General features: G+C 66.5%; 25 protein-coding genes and 2 tRNA genes. 19 read left to right on the plus strand and 8 right to left on the minus strand.

The window, feature by feature from the left end:
• The first annotated feature begins 1 nt into the window (after nt 1).
• The 9 genes from rpe to AC5P9L_RS03385 all read left to right on the plus strand — a co-directional run bounded on the left by rpe (nt 2) and on the right by AC5P9L_RS03385 (nt 8,345).
• On the plus strand, nt 2-676 hold the full coding sequence (gene rpe, locus AC5P9L_RS03345; protein ID WP_005411326.1) for a ribulose-phosphate 3-epimerase: 675 nt from the start codon (nt 2-4) through the stop codon (nt 674-676).
• Between the two features lie 59 nt (nt 677-735).
• Entirely contained in the window at nt 736-1,218 is a 483-nt protein-coding gene (locus AC5P9L_RS03350) for a GNAT family N-acetyltransferase (RefSeq protein WP_062605509.1), read from the plus strand.
• Between the two features lie 352 nt (nt 1,219-1,570).
• Nucleotides 1,571-2,500, plus strand: a complete 930-nt coding sequence (yegS, locus tag AC5P9L_RS03355) for a lipid kinase YegS (RefSeq protein WP_005414700.1) — start codon at nt 1,571-1,573, stop codon at nt 2,498-2,500.
• A gap of 300 nt (nt 2,501-2,800) precedes the next feature.
• Nucleotides 2,801-4,276: an anthranilate synthase component I gene (gene trpE / locus AC5P9L_RS03360; RefSeq protein WP_279915898.1), complete on the plus strand. Its 1,476-nt coding sequence runs from the start codon at nt 2,801-2,803 to the stop codon at nt 4,274-4,276.
• A gap of 67 nt (nt 4,277-4,343) precedes the next feature.
• Nucleotides 4,344-5,123: an SIMPL domain-containing protein gene (locus tag AC5P9L_RS03365; RefSeq protein ID WP_005414698.1), complete on the plus strand. Its 780-nt coding sequence runs from the start codon at nt 4,344-4,346 to the stop codon at nt 5,121-5,123.
• 2 nt (nt 5,124-5,125) lie between these two features.
• A complete protein-coding gene (locus AC5P9L_RS03370; protein ID WP_005414697.1) occupies nt 5,126-5,713 on the plus strand; it encodes an anthranilate synthase component II in 588 nt (195 codons plus the stop codon).
• Nucleotides 5,714-5,729: 16 nt separating this feature from the next.
• A complete protein-coding gene (gene trpD / locus AC5P9L_RS03375) occupies nt 5,730-6,761 on the plus strand; it encodes an anthranilate phosphoribosyltransferase (protein WP_005411320.1) in 1,032 nt (343 codons plus the stop codon).
• Nucleotides 6,762-6,837: 76 nt separating this feature from the next.
• Nucleotides 6,838-7,632, plus strand: coding sequence for an indole-3-glycerol phosphate synthase TrpC (gene trpC, locus AC5P9L_RS03380; RefSeq protein WP_005411319.1), 795 nt, complete (start codon nt 6,838-6,840; stop codon nt 7,630-7,632).
• Nucleotides 7,629-8,345: a haloacid dehalogenase-like hydrolase gene (locus AC5P9L_RS03385; RefSeq protein ID WP_005411318.1), complete on the plus strand. Its 717-nt coding sequence runs from the start codon at nt 7,629-7,631 to the stop codon at nt 8,343-8,345. Before trpC ends, AC5P9L_RS03385 begins: the two co-directional genes overlap by 4 nt.
• Nucleotides 8,346-8,461: 116 nt before the next feature.
• Here the strand turns inward: AC5P9L_RS03385 and AC5P9L_RS03390 are convergent, their stop codons facing one another.
• A complete protein-coding gene (locus AC5P9L_RS03390; protein WP_323162977.1) occupies nt 8,462-9,223 on the minus strand; it encodes a sulfite exporter TauE/SafE family protein in 762 nt (253 codons plus the stop codon).
• 62 nt (nt 9,224-9,285) lie between these two features.
• Complete coding sequence (gene crp, locus AC5P9L_RS03395) at nt 9,286-9,975, minus strand: cAMP-activated global transcriptional regulator CRP (RefSeq protein ID WP_012481435.1); 690 nt, start codon at nt 9,973-9,975, stop codon at nt 9,286-9,288.
• A 149-nt stretch (nt 9,976-10,124) separates the two neighbouring features.
• On the opposite strand from crp, the gene speD reads away from it, so the two are divergent.
• Both speD and AC5P9L_RS03405 read left to right on the plus strand, forming a co-directional pair.
• Nucleotides 10,125-10,919: an adenosylmethionine decarboxylase gene (speD, locus tag AC5P9L_RS03400; protein WP_005411315.1), complete on the plus strand. Its 795-nt coding sequence runs from the start codon at nt 10,125-10,127 to the stop codon at nt 10,917-10,919.
• Between the two features lie 168 nt (nt 10,920-11,087).
• Nucleotides 11,088-11,408 carry a DMT family transporter gene (locus AC5P9L_RS03405; protein WP_005411314.1) on the plus strand — a complete coding sequence of 107 codons (321 nt, stop codon included), beginning with the start codon at nt 11,088-11,090 and terminating at the stop codon, nt 11,406-11,408.
• An 83-nt stretch (nt 11,409-11,491) separates the two neighbouring features.
• On the opposite strand, the gene coq7 is transcribed toward AC5P9L_RS03405, so the two are convergent.
• Nucleotides 11,492-12,136, minus strand: a complete 645-nt coding sequence (coq7, locus tag AC5P9L_RS03410) for a 2-polyprenyl-3-methyl-6-methoxy-1,4-benzoquinone monooxygenase (RefSeq protein WP_005411313.1) — start codon at nt 12,134-12,136, stop codon at nt 11,492-11,494.
• Nucleotides 12,137-12,334: 198 nt separating this feature from the next.
• Here coq7 and rplM point away from each other — a divergent pair, with 198 nt between their 5' ends.
• Both rplM and rpsI read left to right on the plus strand, forming a co-directional pair.
• Nucleotides 12,335-12,763: a 50S ribosomal protein L13 gene (rplM, locus tag AC5P9L_RS03415; RefSeq protein ID WP_005414692.1), complete on the plus strand. Its 429-nt coding sequence runs from the start codon at nt 12,335-12,337 to the stop codon at nt 12,761-12,763.
• Between the two features lie 2 nt (nt 12,764-12,765).
• Entirely contained in the window at nt 12,766-13,158 is a 393-nt protein-coding gene (rpsI, locus tag AC5P9L_RS03420) for a 30S ribosomal protein S9 (protein WP_005411311.1), read from the plus strand.
• A gap of 323 nt (nt 13,159-13,481) precedes the next feature.
• On the opposite strand, the gene AC5P9L_RS03425 is transcribed toward rpsI, so the two are convergent.
• Together AC5P9L_RS03425 and AC5P9L_RS03430 are read right to left on the minus strand one after the other, a co-directional pair.
• A tRNA-Gln gene (locus tag AC5P9L_RS03425) sits at nt 13,482-13,556 on the minus strand.
• 55 nt (nt 13,557-13,611) lie between these two features.
• Nucleotides 13,612-13,688, minus strand: a tRNA-Met gene (locus tag AC5P9L_RS03430).
• Nucleotides 13,689-13,809: 121 nt separating this feature from the next.
• Between AC5P9L_RS03430 and AC5P9L_RS03435 the strand changes: the two genes are divergently transcribed.
• The 3 genes from AC5P9L_RS03435 to bfr all read left to right on the plus strand — a co-directional run bounded on the left by AC5P9L_RS03435 (nt 13,810) and on the right by bfr (nt 15,361).
• The gene (locus tag AC5P9L_RS03435; protein WP_005411310.1) at nt 13,810-14,430 is read left to right on the plus strand and encodes an RNA pyrophosphohydrolase; all 621 of its coding nucleotides are present in this window, start codon (nt 13,810-13,812) and stop codon (nt 14,428-14,430) included.
• A 108-nt stretch (nt 14,431-14,538) separates the two neighbouring features.
• A complete protein-coding gene (locus AC5P9L_RS03440) occupies nt 14,539-14,748 on the plus strand; it encodes a (2Fe-2S)-binding protein (RefSeq protein ID WP_005411309.1) in 210 nt (69 codons plus the stop codon).
• A gap of 142 nt (nt 14,749-14,890) precedes the next feature.
• On the plus strand, nt 14,891-15,361 hold the full coding sequence (gene bfr / locus AC5P9L_RS03445; protein WP_005414691.1) for a bacterioferritin: 471 nt from the start codon (nt 14,891-14,893) through the stop codon (nt 15,359-15,361).
• A 1-nt stretch (nt 15,362) separates the two neighbouring features.
• On the opposite strand, the gene AC5P9L_RS03450 is transcribed toward bfr, so the two are convergent.
• From AC5P9L_RS03450 to AC5P9L_RS03460, 3 genes are read right to left on the minus strand one after another with little or no spacing between them, the layout of a single operon-like run.
• Nucleotides 15,363-17,591: an ATP-binding protein gene (locus AC5P9L_RS03450; protein ID WP_279915647.1), complete on the minus strand. Its 2,229-nt coding sequence runs from the start codon at nt 17,589-17,591 to the stop codon at nt 15,363-15,365.
• Between the two features lies 1 nt (nt 17,592).
• Nucleotides 17,593-19,479: an EAL domain-containing protein gene (locus tag AC5P9L_RS03455; RefSeq protein WP_005411306.1), complete on the minus strand. Its 1,887-nt coding sequence runs from the start codon at nt 19,477-19,479 to the stop codon at nt 17,593-17,595.
• Nucleotides 19,480-19,523: 44 nt separating this feature from the next.
• Nucleotides 19,524-20,141: a DUF4126 domain-containing protein gene (locus tag AC5P9L_RS03460; protein WP_005411305.1), complete on the minus strand. Its 618-nt coding sequence runs from the start codon at nt 20,139-20,141 to the stop codon at nt 19,524-19,526.
• Nucleotides 20,142-20,320: 179 nt separating this feature from the next.
• On the opposite strand from AC5P9L_RS03460, the gene AC5P9L_RS03465 reads away from it, so the two are divergent.
• Genes AC5P9L_RS03465 through erpA form a run of 3 tightly spaced genes read left to right on the plus strand, consistent with a single transcriptional unit; the run spans nt 20,321 to nt 21,957 of the window.
• Nucleotides 20,321-21,064: a DUF6776 family protein gene (locus AC5P9L_RS03465; RefSeq protein WP_005411304.1), complete on the plus strand. Its 744-nt coding sequence runs from the start codon at nt 20,321-20,323 to the stop codon at nt 21,062-21,064.
• A gap of 4 nt (nt 21,065-21,068) precedes the next feature.
• A complete protein-coding gene (locus AC5P9L_RS03470; protein WP_024958552.1) occupies nt 21,069-21,533 on the plus strand; it encodes a bactofilin family protein in 465 nt (154 codons plus the stop codon).
• A 31-nt stretch (nt 21,534-21,564) separates the two neighbouring features.
• A complete protein-coding gene (gene erpA / locus AC5P9L_RS03475; protein WP_005411302.1) occupies nt 21,565-21,957 on the plus strand; it encodes an iron-sulfur cluster insertion protein ErpA in 393 nt (130 codons plus the stop codon).
• The last annotated feature ends 1 nt before the right edge of the window (nt 21,958 follow it).

The raw sequence follows: 21,958 nt of genomic DNA on the forward strand, positions 1-21,958 counted from the left end.
CATGTCCCACTGCCTCATCGCCCCCTCCATCCTGTCCGCCAACTTCGCCCGCCTCGGCGAGGAAGTCGACAACGTCCTCGCCGCTGGCGCGGACTGGGTCCACTTCGACGTGATGGACAACCACTACGTGCCGAACCTGACCATCGGCCCGATGGTCTGCCAGGCGCTGCGCAAGCACGGCGTGACCGCGCCGATCGACGTGCACCTGATGGTCGAGCCGGTGGACCGCATCATCCCGGACTTCGCCGAGGCCGGTGCCACCTACATCAGCTTCCACCCGGAGGCGAGCCGCCACGTGCACCGCACCATCCAGCTGATCCGCTCGCTGGGCTGCAAGCCGGGCATCGTGCTGAACCCGGCCACGCCGGTGGACATCCTCGACTGGGTGCTGGAGGACCTGGACCTGGTGCTGCTGATGTCGGTCAACCCGGGCTTTGGTGGCCAGGCCTTCATCCCCTCGGCGCTGGACAAGCTGAAGGTGGTGCGCAAGATGATCGATGCCAGCGGCAAGGACATCCGCCTGGAGATCGACGGCGGCGTGAAGGCCGACAACATCGGCGAGATCGCGGCTGCCGGTGCCGACACCTTTGTCGCCGGCTCGGCCATCTTCAACGCCAAGACCAGCTACCAGGACGTGATCGCGCAGATGCGCGCCAACGTCGCCGCCGCCCGCTGACAAAAAGGGGACGGAGGGGATTAATCTCGTTTAATTCCCTCCGTCCCCTTTATCTGCGCATGGCACTGTTGAACATCCGTCCGGCCACCGTGGCCGATGCTGGCCTGATCCTGCATTTCATCCACGAACTGGCCATCTACGAGAAGGCCGAGCATTCGGTACAGACCGATGAGATCGGCATCGCCGAGAGCCTGTTCGGCGCCGATGCCACGGCGCGCGCGTTGATCTGCGAAGCCGACGGCGAGGCCATCGGCTATGCGGTGTACTTCTACAACTACTCCACCTGGCTGGGCCGCAAGGGCATCTACCTGGAAGACCTCTACGTCAGCCAGGAAAAGCGCGGCGTGGGCGCCGGCAAGGCACTGCTGAAGTACATCGCACGCCAGGCCGTAGCCGAGGGCTGCGGTCGCTTCGAATGGTCGGTGCTGGACTGGAACACCCCGGCCATCGAGTTCTACACCGCTGCCGGTGCGAAGCCGCAGGACGAGTGGACCGTGTACCGGCTGCAGGGCCAGGCGCTGCACGATTTCGCCAACGGGTGAAGCGAAGTGCATCCACGCATGGTGTGGATCTACCAACCGGGTGGGTGCGAACCGCAACCCGGGGGGGGAGCGAACCGCAACTTGGGGGGGGAGCGAACCGCAACTTGGGGGGGGGAGCGAACCGCAACCTGGTGGGTGCGAACCTTGGTTCGCACTCCCTGCACATCCCAAAAAAAAGCCACGCCAATTACTGGCGTGGCCTCGCTGCATGCGTGGGAGGCTGATCCTGCCTCCATCCGTCGTCCCTGCTATGGACTCCCATTCTCCGGTAGCTGAATGACATCTGCGTGACATTCACCGCAGGCAAACAGCGCATTGCTAGCCTGTGCCACCGCATCCCTGGAAGCTCTGCATGACCACCCCGCGCTGGCGCCTGATCCTCAACGGCAAATCCGCCGGCAATGATGAGTTGCGCGACGCCGTCGGCCATTGGCGCGGACAGGGCGTGCAGCTGGAAGTGCGGGTGACCTGGGAGGACGGTGACGCCGAGCGCTATGTCGCCGAGGCGATCGACCATGGCGTGGATGTGATCGTGGCCGCCGGTGGCGATGGCACGCTCAGTGCAGTGGCCGAGACACTGGCGCATCGTGAGGAGCTGGCAGATGCGCTGCCCTCGCTGGCGCTGATCCCGATGGGGACCGCCAACGATTTCGCGACTGCGGCCGGCATACCGACCGAACCGAAGGAGGCCTTCGCCTTGATCGGGCAGGCGACGCCGCACGCCATTGACCTGTTGCGCGTGGACGCCGATGGCACCCAATGGTGGTGCGCCAATCTCGCCAGCGGTGGCTTCGGCACGCAGGTGACGGTGGAGACTGATGCGGGCTTGAAGAAGATGCTGGGCGGGCTGGCCTATGTGATCACCGGCATCGCCAAGCTGGGCCGCATCGAGCCGATCACCGCGCGCCTGTCCGGCCCGGATTTCGCGTGGGAAGGCGACTTCATTGCGCTCGGCATCGGCAATGGTCGCCAGGCCGGTGGCGGCCAGCAGTTGTGCCCGCAGGCACTGATCGATGATGGGTTGCTGGATGTGACGGTGCTTCCGGAGCTGGAAGGGGAGGTCACCGCCACCCTTGGCCAGATGCTGAAGTCAGGCACCCAGGCTGCGCTGGAACAGCTGGCCACGCGTGCGCGGCTGCCGTGGCTGGAGGTCGCATCCGAGCGCCCGCTGACCCTCAATCTGGATGGCGAGCCGGTACAGGCCCGCCAGTTCCGCATCGAGTGCGTGCCGGGCAGGGTACGGATGCATCTTCCGGCCGGCTGCCCGTTGCTGGGTGGGTAGGGAGGTAGAGTCGACTGTTAGTCGACTGCTCTTCGTTCCGACGGCGTAAAACCCCGCGCTACGCGCGCAAGTCGACCAACAGTCGACTCTACCGGTCCGCGTCGTCGGTTCCCGTGGCTGGCCCCGCCCGTCCCGTGGTTCAGTTTTCCAGGGTTCCCCTGCCGTCCAAGCTGCGATACAGTCAAGGGGTGTCCAGCCTGACGACCCCGCATACCCTTTCTTCCGCACGCCGTTGGTGGCGATGGTGGCCCGTTGCCGTCGTCCGCCCCCATAACGCTGTGTCCCGGAAGGAAAGTCGTCTTGAACTCGCACGCTCAGTTTCAGCAGCAGGCCGCTGAAGGCCACACCCATATTCCCGTCGTCCGCGAAGTGCTGTCCGACCTGGACACACCGCTTTCGGTCTATCTGAAGCTCGCCGACGGCCCCAATACCTACCTGTTTGAATCCGTCGAAGGCGGCGAGCGCTTTGGTCGTTACTCGATCATCGGCCTGCCGGCGCGCCGCGTGTACGCCTTCGACGGCCACACGCTGACCGTGCGCGAAGACGGCCAGGTGGTGGACACCCGCGAGGTGGCCGACCCGTTCGCCGAAGTCGAGGCGCTGCGCAGCGCCCACTCGGTGCCGAAGCTGGAAGGCCTGCCGGGCTTCACCGGTGGCCTGGTCGGCTGGTTCGGCTTCGAGTGCATCGGCTACATCGAACCACGCCTGGCCCCGCCGGCCGGCCGCGATGAGCTGGGCACGCCGGACATCCTGCTGCTGGATTCCAACGAGCTGGCCGTGTTCGACAACCTCAAGGGCCGCCTGTACCTGATCGTGCACGCCGACCCCCGGGTCGAGGGCGCCTTCGAGCAGGCCCAGGCGCGCCTGGATGCGCTGACTGCCAAGCTGCGTGCACCGGGCGCCGGTTATCCCGCACCGCTCAACAGCGATGTGCTGGACGAATCCGATTTCGTTTCCGGGTTCACACGCGAAGGGTTCGTCGATGCGGTCCAGCGCAGCAAGGAATACATCCGCGCCGGTGACATCTTCCAGGTGGTGCTGAGCCAGCGCCTGAGCGTGCCGTTCAAGGCGCGGCCGGTGGATGTGTACCGCGCGCTGCGTGCACTGAACCCGTCGCCGTACATGTATTTCCTGGATGTCGGCGACCTGCAGGTGGTCGGCTCCTCGCCGGAAATCCTGGTGCGCCTTCAGGATGGCGAAGTCACCGTGCGCCCGATCGCCGGCACCCGCCCGCGTGGCGCCACGCCCGAGCAGGACCTGGCGCTGGAAGCCGAGCTGCTGGCCGACCCGAAGGAACGCGCCGAGCACCTGATGCTGATCGACCTCGGCCGCAACGATGCCGGTCGTGTGTCCAAGGCCGGCACCGTGGAAGTGGGCGAGCAGTTCGTGATCGAGCGCTACAGCCACGTCATGCACATCGTCAGCGAAGTGACCGGGCAGCTGCAGCCGGGCCTGAGCTATGCCGACGTGCTGCGTGCCACGTTCCCGGCCGGCACGGTCAGCGGTGCGCCGAAGATCCGCGCGCTGGAAGTGATCCGCGAGCTGGAACCGATCAAGCGCAACGTCTACGCCGGCAGCATCGGCTACATCGGCTGGCACGGCGATGCCGATACCGCGATCGCGATCCGCACCGCGGTGATCAAGGATGGCCGCCTGTACGTGCAGGCTGGCGCCGGCATCGTCTACGACTCGGATCCGGACAAGGAATGGGACGAGACGATGAACAAGGGCCGCGCGCTGTTCCGCGCCGTTGCCCAGGCTGCCAAGGGCCTGTAAGCCTGCCTCGCCACGGCCGCCGCGCCGTGGTCGTTCCGCTGTTCCCTTTCAAGACAAGGAGTACCGCATGAAGCTGCTGAGCGCATTGCTGTGGTCGTCACTGCTGGCCACGATGGCCCCGTCTGCGTGGGCGCAGGCCAATACCATTCCGTCGCAGCCGCACCTGCTGGTGAAGGGCGAGGCGCGTCGCGTGGTGATGCCGGACCGGTTCGGCCTGCAGTTGAACATCGAAGAGACCGACATGGACGCCGACGCCGCGCGCCGCCGCGTGCAGGACAACGTTGCCCGCGTGCTGGCACTGTTCAAGCAGCACAAGGCGGTGGAAGGCAGCGTGCGCGCGGACAACCTGCGGATTGGTCCTGCGACGCGCTATGAGCAGAATCGGCAGGTTTTCATCGGCACCCGCGTGTCACGCCAACTGCGCGCCAGCTTCGCCAGCGTCCAGCAGATGCAGGACGTGCTGGGGGCGCTGAAGGCCAACGAGAACGTGCAGGTCAGCAGCGTGGCCCCGACCTACTCGGGCGAAGTGGCGCTGCGCCGCGAACTCAAGGGCGAGGCGGCGGCCCAGACCCGCGAGTCTGCGCAGGGCCTGGCCAAGGCCTACGGCACCCAGCTGCGCGGGCTGTACAGCATCTCCGATGTGGCGCCGAACTTCGCCTATGGCGTGCAGGCGGGCAATTGGCCCAGCAGTGGGGATCTGGTGACGCCGCCCTCGCCGCCCGCGCCCGAGGCACCGATGAACAGCATCGAGACCACGGGCTCGCGCCTGCGCGAGTCGGTGGAAGCCGGCCCCATCACCTACACCGAAAACGTGTACGCCATTTTCCTGATAAGCGACGGAACCTGACCATGTTGTGGATGATCGACAACTACGACAGCTTCACCTACAACCTCGTGCAGTACCTGCAGACACTGGGCGCCGAGGTGAAGGTGGTGCGCAACGATGCAATGAGCGTGGACGAGATCGCCGCGCAGAAGCCGGAGCGCATCGTCATCTCGCCCGGCCCGTGCACGCCCAACGAAGCGGGCGTGTCGCTGGAACTGATCGAGCGCCTGGGCCCGACCACGCCGATCCTCGGCGTGTGCCTGGGCCACCAGGGCATCGGCCAGGTCTACGGCGGCACGGTCATCCGTGCCGGCAACATCATGCACGGCAAGACCTCGCCGATCCGCCATGAAGGCAAGGGCGTGTTCGCCGGCCTGCCGGACCGCTACCAGGCCACCCGCTACCACTCGCTGGTGGTGGACAAGAACAGCCTGCCCGATGTGCTGGAAGTGACTGCCTGGACCGAGAACGACGACGGCTCGATCGAAGAGATCATGGGCCTGCGCCACCGCCAGTTCCCGGTGGAAGGCGTGCAGTTCCATCCCGAATCCATCCTCACCGAACACGGCCACGCCCTGCTGCGCAATTTCCTGCAGCGCCCGGCGGCCTGATCCAAGGAGCATTCCCATGAGCTTCTCCCCCCAGGAAGCCCTGCATCGCACCATCGAACACCGCGAAATCTTCTTCGACGAAATGGTCGACCTGATGCGGCAGATCATGCGCGGCGATGTCTCGCCGATGATGACCGCCGCCATCCTCACCGGGCTGCGCGTGAAGAAGGAGACCGTGGACGAAATCGCCGCGGCGGCCACCGTGATGCGTGAATTCGCCCGGCCAGTGCCGGTGGCCGATACCTCCAACCTGGTTGACATCGTTGGCACCGGTGGCGATGGCTCGCACACCTTCAACATCTCCACCTGCGCGATGTTCGTCGCTGCTGCTGCAGGCGCGCGCGTGGCCAAGCATGGCAACCGCAGCGTGTCGTCCAAGTCCGGCAGTGCCGATGCGCTGGAAGCGCTGGGCGCGGTGATCGAGCTGCAGCCTGACCAGGTGGCCGCGGCCATCGACCGGACCGGCATCGGCTTCATGTTCGCGCCGATCCATCACCCGTCGATGAAGGTCGTTGCGCCGGTACGCCGCGAGATGGGCGTGCGCACCATCTTCAACATCCTCGGCCCGCTGACCAACCCGGCCAGTGCACCGTCGGTACTGATGGGCGTGTTCCATCCCGATCTGGTCGGCATCCAGGCGCGCGTGCTGCGCGAACTGGGTACCGAGCGCGCGATGGTGGTCTGGGGCCGTGACAACATGGACGAGATCTCGCTGGGCGCCGGCACCCTGGTCGGCGAACTGCGCGACGGCAAGGTGCGTGAGTACGAGATCCACCCGGAAGACTTCGGCATCGCCATGTCGGCCAGCCGCAACCTGCGCGTGGACGGACCGGAGCAGTCCATCCAGATGCTGCGTGCCGTGCTGGACAACGAGCCCGGCCCGGCGCTGGACATCGTGGCGCTGAATGCCGGCGCCGCGCTGTACGTGGCCGGGGTGGCCAGCGACATCGGCGACGGCCTGGCCCGTGCCCGTGCCGCCATCGCCAACGGCAGTGCCCGCCAGCGCCTGCAGCAGTATGTGGAGACCACCCGCGCGCTGGTTGCCTGAGCGCGCGGTTCAGCCTGACCCTCTCGATGGCCGATAATGGCCGTCCTCACCGCCCCCCCGCACCGACCCGAAGACGATGAGCGACATCCTGCAGACGATCCTGGCCCGCAAGGCCGAAGAAGTGGCCCAGCGCCGCGTCCAGCGCCCGCTCGAGGAGCTGCAGGCCGCCGTGGCCAGCGCCCCGCCGGTACGTGGCTTCGTGCGCGCGCTGCAGGCGGCGGTGGCCAATGGCGACCCGGCGGTGATTGCCGAGGTGAAGAAGGCCAGCCCCTCCAAGGGCGTGATCCGCCCGGATTTCCGCCCGGCCGACATCGCCGTCAGCTACGAGTTCGGTGGCGCCAGCTGCCTGTCGGTGCTGACCGACGTGGACTTCTTCCAGGGCGCCGACGCCTATCTGCAGCAGGCCCGCGAAGCCTGCACGCTGCCGGTGCTGCGCAAGGATTTCGTCATCGACGCTTACCAGGTGTACGAGGCGCGCGTGCTGGGCGCCGACTGCATCCTGCTGATCGTCGCCGCGCTGGACGATACCCAGCTGGCCACGTTGTCCGAGCTGGCGCTGTCGCTGGGCATGGACGTGCTGGTGGAAGTGCATGACATCGACGAACTGGAGCGCGCGCTGCAGGTGCCGGCGCCGATGATCGGCATCAACAACCGCAACCTGCGCACCTTCGAGGTGTCGCTGCAGACCACGCTGGACATGCAGCAGGCGGTGCCGCGTGACCGCCTGCTGGTCACCGAGAGTGGCATCCTCGGCCCGCAGGACGTCGCGCTGATGCGCGATGCCGGCATCCATGCATTCCTGGTCGGCGAGGCCTTCATGCGCGTGGAAGAGCCGGGCGAGGGCCTGCGTCAGCTATTCTTCGCGGCATGACAACGCACTATCCGACGCCGCGCGACGATGCGCCGCTGGTGGTCTTCGATTTCGACCACACCCTCTACGACGGCGATTCGGGCACCCATCTGTTCGCCTCGCTGATCAAGCGCAACCCGCTGCGCATGCTGGCCGCGCTGCTGGTCACGCCGATCGCCGGGCCGTTGGTGGCGATGCTGCCGACCCGCCGAACGGGTATTTCGGTCTACGTGTGGATCGGCAGCTTCGGCCTGCACCGTGCGCGCGATTTCAACAAGGTGATCGATGCCTACGTGCTGCGCAACGAGGCGCAGATGCGCGCCAAGCTGCTGCCGCAGGCGCTGGAAGTGTTCGCCGCGCACCGTGCCAAGGGCGACCGTGTAGTGGTCGCCACCGGCGCGCCGCCGGAACTGGCCCGCGCCATCCTGGCGTTCGTTGCCCACCAGGACGTGCCGGTGATCGGCACCGAGGTCGGCCCGCGACTGGGCGGCGTCGGCCCGACCCGCCACTGCCACAACGAAGAAAAGATGCGCATGCTGCGCGAGCGCGGCTACGGCAATATCGACATCGCCTACTCCGACAGCACCGCCGACCTGCCGTTGCTGCTGGCCGCCAAGGCGCCGGTGGTGGTGAACCCGAAGCGATCCAGGGTGGACTTCTTCCGGCGCGTGCTGCCGGCCGGCACCCGCATCCTCAACTGGGGCTGCGTGGACCGCGGCGGCGACAAGGCGTAGCCCGGGGCCGGATCCCGTCCGGGGCCTGACCCCATCGCACGATGACGGATCTGCCGGCCAGCGGCCGGCACTACCCTCCTCCGTCCCGGTAGTGCCGGCCGCTGGCCGGCAAACGCTCAATGCCCCAGGTACCCGTACACCGCATGGCCGATCTGGAACAGGCTGATCCCCAGCACCAGCACGCCAACGGCCACCAGCACCCAGCGCTCCTTCACCCGCTTGACCAGGATCGCCGCCACCGGCGCGGCCATCATGCCGCCGATCAGCAGGCCGGCGACGATCTGCAGGTGCTGCACGCCCATCGACAACAGGAAGGTCGCTGACACGGTCAACGTGACCACGAACTCGGCCGCGTTGACTGTACCGATGGTGGTGCGCGCCTGGCCGCCACGGGCGAGCAGGGTGGACGTGGCGATCGGTCCCCAGCCGCCACCGCCGCTGGCGTCGAGCAGGCCCGCGAAGAAGCCCAGTACCGGCACCCGGCGGATCTCGCCCTTGGGCATCCAGCGCCCCGCGGCGCGCGCCAGGATGATGATCGCCAGCACCAGCAGGTACAGGTAGATCAGCGGCCGGATGATCTCGCCCGGGATCTGGGTGAGCACGTACGCGCCCAGGGCGCCGCCCACCGCACCGGGCAGGGCCAGCCGCAGGAACAGGCGTTTATCGACATTCCCGGCGGCGAGGTGCGACACACCCGAGGCGCCGGTGGTGAACACTTCAGCGGTGTGGATGCTGGCGCTGACCTGCGCCGGTGGCAGGCCCATGCTCAGCATCACCGACGAGGACACCAGGCCGAAGGCCATGCCCAGTGCGCCGTCAACCAGCTGCGCGCCAAGGCCGATGAGGATGAACCACCAGAATTCGCTGCTCAGTTCCATGCACCGAGCCTAGCGCGCGAAGGAGTGCGGACCAAGGTCCGCACCCACCGGGTGCTCAACGGTCAACGGGTGCCGTACAGCACCACGGTCTTGCCGCGGGCATGCAGCAGGCCGTCGGTCTGCAGCTTCTTCAGCACGCGGCCGGCCATTTCGCGCGAGCAGCCGACCAGGCGCGCCAGTTCCTGGCGTGACACGCGCAGCTGGCTGCCCTGCGGATGGCTCATCGCTTCTGGTTCCTGCGCCAGATCGTGCAGTGTGCGCACGATCCGATCGGTAACATCCAGGAATGCCAGGCGACTGGCCTTGCGGCTGGTATCGAGCAGGCGCTTGGAGATCTGCTGGCCCAGCGCATACAGCAGGCGCGGGGCGTCGGCCGACAGCGGGCCGAGGAACAGCTGGTGCAGGCGCTCGTAGCTGATTTCGGCCAGTTCGCAGGCGGTACGGGTCCGCAGGATCACCTCGCGGCGGTCCGATTCGACGAACAGGCCCATTTCGCCAACGAACTCGCCGGCACCGAAGTAGCCCAGCACAAGCTCTCGATCGTCATCTTCCTCGGCCATGATTGAAACCGAGCCGCTGACAACGTAATACAGGGTTCCCGCCGGGTCACCGGGTCGGAAGACGTCGGTACGGGTGGGATATCGCCGCCGGTGGCTGTGCGCCAGGAAACGATCGATGGTGGCGATATCCAAGGCCAGTGGACTGCTAGCTAGGCGCACGGTTGACACGATAGGGGCGCTCCCTCTGCGCATGAACGGATTCACGGGGTCGATAGCGGAGCTTAACCAGCGCAATTGTTAAGGGCAAACAGTGTGCCAGAACTCTTGCGTCTTCACGTTCCCCCCGGGGGCAGTTTGCCCCATAATTCCCCCTTTCCCTTCTTACACAGGAATCGACCGCCGTGGTCAAGCCGTTGCCTCGCCTGAGGCTGCAGGGTTTCAACAACCTCACCAAGGCGCTGAGCTTCAACATCTATGACGTGTGTTACGCGCGCACCGAAGAGGAGCGTCAGCGTTACATTGAATACATCGATGAAGAGTACAACGCCGACAGGCTGACTCAAATCTTGACCGATGTCGCCGAGATCATCGGCGCCAACATCCTGAACGTGGCCCGCCAGGACTACGACCCGCAGGGTGCCTCGGTGACCATCCTGATCTCCGAAGAGCCGGTGATCGACAAGAAGCTGGCCGGCAAGGAGCTGATCTCCGACGCCGTGGTCGCGCACATGGACAAGAGCCACATCACTGTCCACACCTACCCGGAAACCCATCCGCAGGAAGGTATCGCGACGTTCCGCGCGGACATCGACGTGGCCACCTGTGGCGTCATTTCCCCGCTGAAGGCCCTGAACTACCTGATCGAGAGCCTTGAGTCGGACATCGTGATCATGGACTACCGCGTCCGTGGCTTCACCCGCGATGTGAAGGGCAAGAAGCACTTCATCGACCACAAGATCAACTCGATCCAGAACTTCCTGGCCAAGAACATCAAGTCGCGTTACGAGATGTTCGACGTCAACGTCTACCAGGAAAACATCTTCCACACGAAGATGCACCTGAAGGACTTCGACCTGGACCAGTACCTGTTCGAGGAAAAGGCCAAGAACCTGTCGTTCAAGGAACGCATGAAGATCGAAGCGCTGCTCAAGCGCGAGATCGAAGAGCTGTTCCACGGCCGCAACCTGTCCGAGTAAGCCCATGTGCGATGCCCGCAGGCATCGCCACCCAGGCGGGACGACCCGCCCCGTGGAACCAGTGCCCCCGCACGCGTTACAGTTCCACGGTGATGTACCGACCCACGGCCCGGTGTGAAAACACCGGGCCGTTTCGTTTTTTTCAAAAAAGGTAAGGAGCCCCCACCCATGCCCTGGATCTACCTGCTGCTGGCCGGCCTGTTCGAGATCGGTTTCGCCCTCGGAATGAAGTACTCCGAAGGCTTCAGCAAACCCCTGCCCACCGCTGCCACGGTGGTATCCGCGCTGATAAGCCTGTACCTGATGAGCCAGGCGATGAAGAGCATCCCGGTCGGCACGGCCTACGCGATCTGGACCGGTATCGGTGCCATGGGCGTGGCGGTGCTGGGCATCTACCTGTTCAACGACAGCGCATCGCCGGCCCGCCTGGCCTGCGTGGGCCTGATCGTGGCTGGTGTGATCGGCCTGAAGCTGGTCTCGCCGAACTGATTGATGGCCCGACCAACGGTCGGGCCCCACCGTCGCCCCCCCGCATCTCCTGGTAGGCCCGCACCGTTGGTGCGGGCGACCCTTCAAATGCGGTAGGCGATGGTCTTCATCACCCTGGAGGCCAGTGCCATCACGCCCGGGATCGGGAACGGCAGGCGGCGAGCGCCGGCCTGCTCGGCGTGGTCCGCATGGCGGGCCTCGTCTTCCTTCATCACCGCGATGACCGCGCGGCTGCGCAGGTCGCCGGCCGGCAGGTCGACCAGGTGCTCGTCCAGGTGGGCCTCCACCTGGCGCTCGGTCTCGACCACGAAGCCCAGGTTCCAGCCGTCGCCGCGCAGCCCGGCCAGGGTGCCGATGGTGTAGCTGCCGGCGTACCAAAGCGGGTTGAACAGGCTCGGACGGCTGTCCAGTTCGGCCAGCCGGGTGGCGCACCAGGCCAGGTGGTCGGTTTCTTCCTGCGCCGCTTCCAGCAGGTGTTCCCGCGTGGCCGGGTCGCGCGCCACGGCGGCCTGGCCGAAGTACAGGCCCTGCGCGCAGACCTCGCCGACGTGGTTGATCCGCATCAGGCCTGCGGCATGGCGCCGCTCGGCGCTGTCCATGCCGGGCTCGCCGGTGTCCGTGGCGGGGTAGGGGCGGGCCGCCGGCGGATTGCCGAACACTGTGTCCAGGGCGCGCTGCGCCTCGGTCAGCAGGTGGTCCAGCGGAGTGGTCTGGCGGAGCACGGTCATGGCAGTACGCGGTGGGGCGGAAGACCCCCCGATTCTCGCCCGGCCCCGCGCCCCTGCCAACCCGGCCCAGGGGACGGGTTGCGCTCCCGCGGCAGGATGAGTACAATCCCGCCTCTTACGCTTCACCTTTTCACAACGCGTGGCAGAGTTCCGGCGAGCCTTTCGCCGCAATGAGCCCGACCTAACCTAGAGTTCTTCATGAGCACTTTCACTGCCAAGAACGAGACCGTCCAGCGCGACTGGTACCTCGTCGACGCCGAGGGCAAGACCCTGGGCCGTCTCGCCACCGAGCTGGCCCGCCGTCTGCGTGGCAAGCACAAGCCGGTCTACACCCCGCACGTTGATACCGGCGACTACCTGGTCGTCATCAATGCAGAAAAGATTGCCGTCACCGGCAAGAAGCTGCAGGACAAGATGTATCACCGTTTCACCGGTTACATCGGCAACCTGAAGACCGAATCCCTGGCACAGGCGCTGGAGCGCCACCCGGAGCGCGTGATCGAGATCGCCGTGAAGGGCATGCTGCCGAAGGGCCCGCTGGGTCGCCAGATGTACCGCAAGCTCAAGGTCTACGCTGGCACTGAGCATCCGCACGCCGCACAGCAGCCGCAGGTTCTGGATATCTAATCATGGCTATCACTCAAAACTACGGCACTGGCCGCCGCAAGTCCTCCACCGCTCGCGTGTTCCTGCGCAAGGGTTCGGGCAACATCACCGTCAATGGCCGTCCGCTGGACGAGTTCTTCGGTCGTGAGACCGCGCGCATGATCGTGCGCCAGCCGCTCGAGCTGACCAAGAACACCGAAAGCTTCGACATCCTGGTCACCGCCGCTGGCGGCGGCACCACCGGCCAGGCCGGTGCGATCCGTCTGGGCATCGCCCGTGCTCTGGTCGAGTATGACGAAACCCTGAAGTCCGAGCTGCGCAAGGCTGGCTTCATGACCCGTGACGCCCGTGAAGTCGAGCGTAAGAAGGTCGGTCTGCACAAGGCCCGTCGCGCCACCCAGTTCTCCAAGCGCTGATTTACCGCGCCTGGTTGGGCTCCTTCGGGAGCCCGCTGGATGGAAAAGCAAAAGCCCGGCTTCGGCCGGGCTTTTGTCGTTCCGGGGTCATGGATTTCCTGGTTGCCGGCCAGCGGCCGGCACTACCCGTGGTTTCGCGTGCCGGGAGGGTGGGGTCAGGGCCTTTCCCTGCGGAAAAGGATCCGACCCCCGGGGTTCTCTCTGGGGAAGAGTCCCCTTGTTGTTCAAGGGGGTGTGCCGACAGGCGCGGGGACAAGGTGGAATGCGCGACCAGATTAAAAACAAAAGGCCAGATCTTTCGATCTGGCCTTTTGTTTTTAATCTGGCTGCCCCGGATGGATTCGAACCACCGAATGCCTGAGTCAGAGTCAGGTGCCTTACCGCTTGGCGACGGGGCAAAACGTGCAACTATTTTCTCACTTTTCACGCTGAAAAACAACTTGATTTTCAGTGTGGTGGCTATGGGTGGACTCGAACCACCGACCCCAGCATTATGAGTGCTGTGCTCTAACCGGCTGAGCTACATAGCCTTGGTGAGCCCGCTATTCTGCGGATGTGTACCGCCCCTGTCAACACTTTTGTGTCGTGCTTGTGGGCCGACAGAGGGCATGGGATAGTCCCGGCCAGTAGATTTTCTTAGGAGTCCGCATCGTGATCGATCCGGACGGCTATCGACCGAACGTCGGCATCGTGCTGATGCGGCAGGACGGCCAGGTGTTCTGGGCACGACGCGTGCGCCGGGACGGCTGGCAGTTCCCGCAGGGTGGCATGAACACCGACGAGACGCCTGTCGAGGCCATGTATCGTGAACTGCAGGAAGAGACCGGCCTGCTGCCCGAGCATGTGGAAGTGCTCGGGGCGACGCCCGGCTGGCTGCGCTACAAGCTGCCGGCGCGGGCCATCCGCCGCAATGAGCGGCAGGTCTGCATCGGCCAGAAGCAGGTCTGGTTCCTGCTGCGCCTGACCGGCGACGAATCCCACGTGAAGCTGGACCACACCGACTCGCCCGAGTTCGACCACTGGCGCTGGGTGGACTTCTGGTACCCGGTGGAGCATGTGGTGATGTTCAAGCGTGGCGTCTATGCGCGTGCGTTGCGACATCTGGCGCCGCTGGCCCGCGGGGTGGCCGGGCAGGGGGTTACCGCCATGCCCAAGAGCGCCGCCGAAGCCTGGATGCCTGGCCATACCGCCGGGCACGACCGCCCACGCAAGCGCCCTCGGACCCGCGGCTACTGGCCGAAGAAGGCCACGGGCGATGGCCCGGCCAGCTGACGGGCTGAACGGTATCGAGAATGGTTCAGGTCTCTGATTGACAACCATTCTCGTTTCCATTGGAATAGCCAACAGGCCGCTTCTGGCCTGCCAGCCCGGTTCACGCCTGTGTACGTCTGCATCTGCAACGGAGTCACCGACCACCAGATCCGCGAAGCCGCCAGCCATGGCGTCAGTACGGTGGCCGAACTGACCATGCGTACCGGCTGTGGCGCTACCTGCGGTTCCTGCCTGGACATGGCCGGCGATCTGCTGGCCAAGGCGCGTGCCACCCACGATCTGCCGCTGCCGGTATTGGGTCTGGCCCAGGTCGCCTGATCGTCTCTTGGCGGCGCGTTGACGGCGCGCTTTCGCATTCTTCACGTGCGGCCGCACAGGCCAATGCGCACGATTCGCGTTCCTTCACGGCTGCAGGCAAGGCGTTAAAGTGCCTGCGTTTTCAGCGTGCAGGAGCATCCCCATGAAGGGCGACACCAAGGTCATCGAATTCCTCAACAAGGTCCTCTACAACGAGCTGACCGCGATCAACCAGTACTTCCTGCATGCCAAGATGCTGAAGAACTGGGGCATCAAGGAACTGGCCGAACACGAGTACAAGGAATCGATCGACGAGATGAAGCATGCCGACATGCTCGCCGACCGCATCCTGTTCCTCGAAGGCCTGCCGAACTTCCAGGCGCTGGGCAAGCTGCGCATTGGTGAGAACCCGACCGAGATCCTGCAGTGCGACCTGTCGCTGGAACGCGATGGCGTGGTCACCCTGCGCGAGGCCGTGGCGTATGCCGATTCGGTCGGCGACTACGTCAGCCGCCAGCTGTTCGTGAAGATCCTCGATTCGGAAGAAGAGCACATCGACTGGCTGGAAACCCAGCTCGACCTGATCGAGCGCATCGGTGAACCGAAGTACCTGCTGAGCAAGCTGGAAGAGTGAGTCAGCCGGCCTGGCCGGCGCGATGCTGTGCCAGGTAGCCCGTCAGCGCTACGCGCGCTCGGGCGAATTCCGCAACCAGCAGCGCCACCGCTACTGCGGGGCGCTGCAGGCTGCCGCTGCGGGCTTCGTGCTCGATGCGCTGCGCGACTGACGACAGCGACAGTGCGCCCACGTTCGCGCTGGATGACTTGAGGCTGTGCGCGACGGCCTGCAGGCGAGGCTCGTCGCCGTTCTGCGCTGCCTGCTGCAGCTGCTGCACCATTGCCGGCGCATCCTCCAGAAACACCGAGACGATCTGGATGGCGCTCTCCCCGATCACTGCATGCAGTTCGTCCAGCACGTCGCGGTCCAGCACCGGCTGCGGCTTGGAGCCGACTCGGCTGTCATCGTCCTGTAGAGCCGAGCCATGCTCGGCTGATGGAGCGCGACGGCTATCGGCCGTCAGCCGGGCATGGCTCGGCTCTATCGAAGGCGGTGCAGGTGATGCGGTTTTGCCGCCGCCCCAGCGCTGCAGCAGCGCATGCAGGGTGGCGCGTGCAATCGGCTTGGACAGATAGTCGTCCATGCCGGCCTGCAGGCAGCGCTCGCGGTCACCGGCCATGGCATTGGCGGTCATCGCGATGATCGGCAGGCGTGGGCGCCCGTTTTCCACTTCCTCGGCGCGCCAGCGGCGGGTGGCGGCATAGCCGTCCAGCACCGGCATCTGGCAATCCATCAGCACCACATCCACGTCGCCTTCGCGCAGGGCAAGCAACGCCTGCTCGCCATCGGCGGCGTTGCGCACTTCGCACTGGAACACGCGCAGCAGCTGCTCGGCCACCATGCGGTTGACCGTGTTGTCCTCCACCAGCAGCACGCGCAGGTGCAGCGGCGGCAGCGTGGGCTGGCCCTGTCCGGCGTTGGCCAGCAGCGCGGCAGGGCGCGCATGCGCAACCGGTGCAGCCAGCAGTGCATGCAGCCCAGCGTCGTCGAAATGCGAGGGTAGCTGCCGCTGGCGTGGGCGTGGCGGAAGGGCATCGTCCTGCAGCCACAGCACCTGCAGCCCGTCGTCTTCGCCACGTTCGGCCAACACCTGTTGCAGCGTCGCTTCACCGATGCGGCGCGCACGTGCATCGACCAGCAGCCACGCCGGTGCCGGTTGCCCCGGCCTCGGCACCGCGCGCAGGCGCTCGACCACGGCATCGAACTGCGCCAGGGCGTGCACCAGCAGTCCATGATGGGCCGCGATGCGCTCGATGCGTGCCTGCAGGATGGCATCGCTACTGAACAGCAGCAGCGCGTCTGGCGTGCGCGCCATGGCCGGCAGGTCGCCGGGCACCTTCAACAACGGGATCTCGAACCAGAACGTGGCGCCCTGGCCGGGCGTGGACTGCACGCCGATGCGTCCGTGCATCAGGTCGATGATGCGCTTGCAGATCGCCAGGCCCAGGCCGGTACCACCGTAGATGCGGGTCGTTGAGGCATCGGCCTGGCTGAAGGACTGGAACAGGCGCGCCTGCAGTGCCTCGTCGATGCCGATGCCGGTGTCGATGATCTCGAAGCGCAGCTGGTGCTGTGCGGGACCTTCGCCCAGGCGCTGCACGCGCAGCTGTACCTGGCCGCGCGCGGTGAACTTGATCGCGTTGGCCAGCAGGTTGCTCAACACCTGGCGCAGGCGTACCGGATCGCCACGCACCGGCAGGCGCACCGACGGGTCCAGCTGCAGCCCCAGCGACAGGCCCTTGGCGTCGGCGGCGCGCTGCATCAGCTGCACCACGCCATCGAGCAGGTCGCGCAGGTTGAAGCTGGTGATTTCCAGTTCCAGCGCCTGCGCTTCCAGTCGCGAGTAGTCGAGGATGTCGTCGACGATGCGCAGCAGCTGCTGCGAGCTGGCCGAGGCGGTGGCCAGCATCTGCCGCTGGTCCTCGCCCAGCGGGCCGCGTGCGATCAGCTCCAGCATCGGCAGGATGCCGTTGAGCGGCGTACGGATCTCGTGGCTCATCGTGGCCAGGAACTCACCCTTGGCCAGCACCGCCGCCTCGGCGGCCTGCTTGGCCTGCAGCAGCTGCTGTTCCAGCTGCCCCTGTCGTTCGGTGGTGCGGCGCAGCTGGTCACGTTCGGCGGCCAGCAGGCTGCGCTCGCGTTGCAGCTGGGCCAGTGCCCGGTTGCGCGCGCGCAGCCGCAGGCCCAACAGCAGCGCGCTGATGGAGGCCGCAGCAAGGGCAACCAGCAGCGCGACCCACATCGGCACGTCAGAGCACCGCGTTGTGGAAGTCGAAGTTCAGATCGCTGCCGGCCGACTGCACCATGTTGCCCTGGATGTAGTCGACACCGCCCACCCACATCGCGGCGGCGGCCTGTGGATCTTCGATCTGCTGGCCGATGATCTGCTGCCCGGCGGCGTGCGCCCGCTCGATTGCCCGGCGCAGCTCTTCGCGCGTGGCCGGATTGGAATGACTGCTGGAGAAGCGCGCGGCCATGCGCACGAACGACAACGGCAGCTGGGTCAGCAGCGCATCGGCTTCGCCCCCGGGTTCGAACTGGCTCAGGCAGAAGCGCACGCCGGCGCCGGCCATGCGCTGGCAGAACTGCTGTAGCGGCACGGTATGGATCAGCGCGTCGGGCAGGCGGACGTCGATCACCAGCGCGCTGCCGGGCAGGTCGCGCTGCTGCAGCGATTCCAGCAGCCAATCCGCGAACGCATCGCGTTGCAGGGTGCGCAGCGACTGCGAAACGAACAGGTTCAGTGGTTGCGTCGCGTGCCGGTAAAGGTCGAGAAGGCCCAGTGCATGGTCCATCACCTGCTGGTCGAGATCGGCGATGCGCCCGGCAGCCTCTGCGGCCGGAATCACCTGGCCTGCGGCCAGCAGCGTACCGTCGGCCTGGCGAAGGCGCAGAAGCAGCTGGTACTGCGCGGTGTTGCCGCCGGCGACGGCGACGATCGGCTGGTAGGCCAGCTCAAGCTGGCCTTCCAGCAGTGCCAGGTGTTCCTGCTCGCTGGTCACGTCGCGGTGCACGTGGCCGGCCACGCCAGCGCTGAGCAACCGTGCCTGCAGGGTGGTGCGCTCGACTGCCTCCAGCGCGCTGTTGGCATCGTCGAAGCCCGGCGACAGCGGTGCATAGCCGACCACGCCCCGCAGATGCACCGATTCGTCATCGCGGATCACGAAGGCCCGCGCCGACAACTGCTCGCGCAGCGCAGCGGCAATGCCTTCCAGGCTGTCCTCGCTGACATTGCGCGCAAGCAGCAGGAAGCTGTTGTCGTTCAGGCGCGCCAGCAGGTGCGGGTGGCCGGCTTCTGCCAGGCGTTGCCCGGCCTGCACCATCAGGCGCTCGAAGGCGGCATAGCCATAGCGCTCGCGCAGGCCCAGTGCGCTGGATATCTCGACGAACAGCACGCCGCCCTGGTCGCGGTGGGCGAGCGCGGCGTTGAGCTGCTGCAGCACGTGATGCCGCGTCGGCAGCCCGGTTTCCGGATTGCTGGTGGCCGGGGTGCCGGATACGCCGGGCAGGGTTGCGGCCTGCGCCCGCGCGCGGCGGATGCGGTTGGCCACGGCGGCGATCAGGTGGCGCGGTCGGATCGGCTTGCTCAGGTAGTCGTCGGCGCCACTGTCGAGCACCTCGAACTGGCGTTCCGGGTCCGGGTCGCCGCTGAGGAACACGATGGGCAGCAGCTGCAGGCCGGGCTGCTGGCGGATCAGCGCGGTCAGGCGCATGCCGTCCAGACCGGGCAGGTGCAGGTCCATCAGGATCAGGTCGGGGCGATGTTCCTTGATCGCCTGCAGCGCACCGTCGGCATCGCTGTGCACGATCGCCTGCATGCCGGCGCCATGCAGCACGCTCTGTGCGAACAGTGCCTGGGCGCGATCATCCTCGACGATCAGCACGCGGTAGGGCGAATCGGAATGCAGCGGTGCCGGGTCATTGCCGCCGGCCTCGGCCAGCAGGGATGGGCCGGGCAGCGGCGGCGGTGCGCTGCCGATCGATGCGGGTGCGTCGGAGGCGGCCAGCGGCGGAACCGCTGCCGGCGCTGCGGCGACGGCGCTCGCCGGTTCAGCGGTCCAGCGTTGCCAATGATCGGCCGGAGGGGTTTCAGCGCGTCCCGGGCGGGCGCCCGCGGGGGATTCGTTTGCGGCCATCGGTGCTCCTGGTGTTCGCGCCCATTATGCGACAAGCCCGGCGATCAACCGGTGCCGGGCTGGCGTGGACTGTCGGGCGATGCACTGCGTGCCAGCCAGCGCACGCCCTTCCACAGGGTGCGCCAGACCAGCCACACCAGCAGCGCGCCCGCCAGGCTGCAGGCCAGCACCACGATCAGCGCGATCCACGGGTGTGCCAGGGCCAGGGCCAGACCACCGACCACCACGGTGTCCTCGGCGGCGGAGGCCACCCAGTTGCTGGCAGGCTCGGGCGAGGTATTGAGCAGGGCGCGGGTGCCTGCCTTCAGGCCGTGGCTGGCCAGCGCGACACCTGCACCGGCAGCAAGTGCGCCGGTGCCCAGCTGCCCATCCGGCGACAGCGTGGCTGCGGCAAGGAAGGCACCTGCGGGTACACGTGCCAGGGTCTGCACCAGATCCCACGCCGAGTCGACGCCGGGAATCTTGTCGGCGAAGAATTCGGTCACCGCCAGCGCCGCCGAGGTGCCCAGCACCCACCACGATTCAGTGGCCTGCAGGGCCGGTGGCAGGTCGACCCAGCCGAGCAGGCCGGCCAGGCCGACACCGAACACGGTGAGGTAGACGCGGATGCCGGCCAGCCAGGCCAGCAGGATGCCGATCACGAACAGGTGGGCTTCGGTCATGGCGATGCTCCGGCGACGGAACTGTGCAGGGGACCACACTATCGACGATGGCATGCCTGAACGCCACAGACCGTGGCTCGCCACTGCGCAGGAAACCCACCCGTCCTGTCATACACTAGCCCGTCGTTTGCCACAGGGGCCGTACCGGTGTCGCCCTCGCGATGCCCCGGAATCCACCCATGACCAACCGTCCTCCCATGCGCGTGCAGGTCCGCCTGCCCGGCGCGCCGCAACCGCCGGCCGACCGCCGCCGCCTGCTGGTGATCGGCGGCATCTGGCTGCTCAGCCTGGTGCTGGCGGTGCTCGGCGGCTGCTGGATGGCCACCCCGCGCGATGCGCAGGGCCAGCGCCTGCAGGCCGCCGAGAAGCGTGCCGAGACGCTGCAGGCGCAGCTGACCGAACTGCGCCAGAAGCAGGCCACGCTGGAAGCCTCCGACCGCATCAGCCGCGCCGCCAACACCGAGGTGCAGTCCTCGCTGGCCGAGCGCGATGAGGAAATCGCCGGCCTGCGTGCCGACGTTGCCTTCTATGAGCGCCTGGTGGGTTCGACCAGCCAGCGCAAGGGCCTGAACACCCATTCGATCGAGTTCAGCCCGGAAGCGGCCGGCACCTGGCAGTACACCGCGGTGCTGACCCAGAACCTCAACCGCGGCGCCATCAGCCAGGGGCAGATGCGCTTCACCGTGGAAGGCGTCAAGAACGGCAAGCTGGCCACGATCAGCTGGGATGATCTGCACCAGCGCAGCAAGGTACCGGGACAGGATTACTCGTTCCGGTACTTCCAGCAGCTCACCGGCAGCGTGATGCTGCCGGCTGACTTCACCCCGCAACGCGTGCGGGTGACATTGGGGAGTGGTACGGGGGGTACCACCCAGGTATTCGACTGGAAACAGGCCGGTGCGCCGGCCAGCAAAGGGGAGTAGGCAGATGTTCGGAAGCAGCAAATCCAACCGTGAAGGCCAGCTGGTGGTGGATGCCCTGATCGGCAACCAGGTGGTGATCCGCGGTGATGTGGAATTCAGTGGTGGCCTGTACGTGGAAGGCCGCATCCATGGCAAGGTGATCGCCGCCGAAGGCGCCAGTGGCGCGACCCTGACGGTCGCCGAGCATGGCGTGATCGAGGGCGAGATCCGTGCCCAGGTGGTGGTCATCAGTGGCCGCCTGGACGGCGACGTGCACGCCAGCGAGAAAGTCGAACTGACCCCGAGCGCGCGGGTCAACGGCAACGTCCATTACCAGGTGGTGGAGATGAATGCGGGCGCCCAGCTGAACGGTCGCCTGATCCATGCCAGCGCCCCGATGGCCGCCCTGCCGGCCCCGGAAGCTGATGAGGCCAATGGCGGCAAGGGTGACACCGCCGCACGCCGCAAGCTGGCCGAGGCGATGGCTTGAAAGCCATCGTCGGCATCCCCATGCTGACACCATGAGCACGCTAGTCTCCCTGCCCGGCGCCACCCCGGCCGCCGCGCCCGATTACCAGTCGCTGGAGCGCCCGCTGAACTTCACCGAGTCGGCGGCCGCCAAGGTCAAATCCCTGATCCAGGAAGAGGGCAACCCCGACCTGGCCCTGCGCGTGTACATCGAAGGTGGTGGCTGTTCGGGTTTCCAGTACGGGTTCGAGTTCGACGAGAACCGTGCCGAGGACGATCTGGCGGTACAGACCAGCGGGGTGACCCTGCTGGTCGACCCGTTGAGCCTGCAGTACCTGATGGGCGCCGAGGTGGACTACACCGAGAGCCTGACCGGTGCACAGTTCGTGATCCGCAACCCGAACGCAAAGACCACCTGCGGCTGCGGCAGCAGTTTCAGCATGTAGG

Source organism: Stenotrophomonas sp. YJH_SMC_64 (assembly GCF_059371375.1).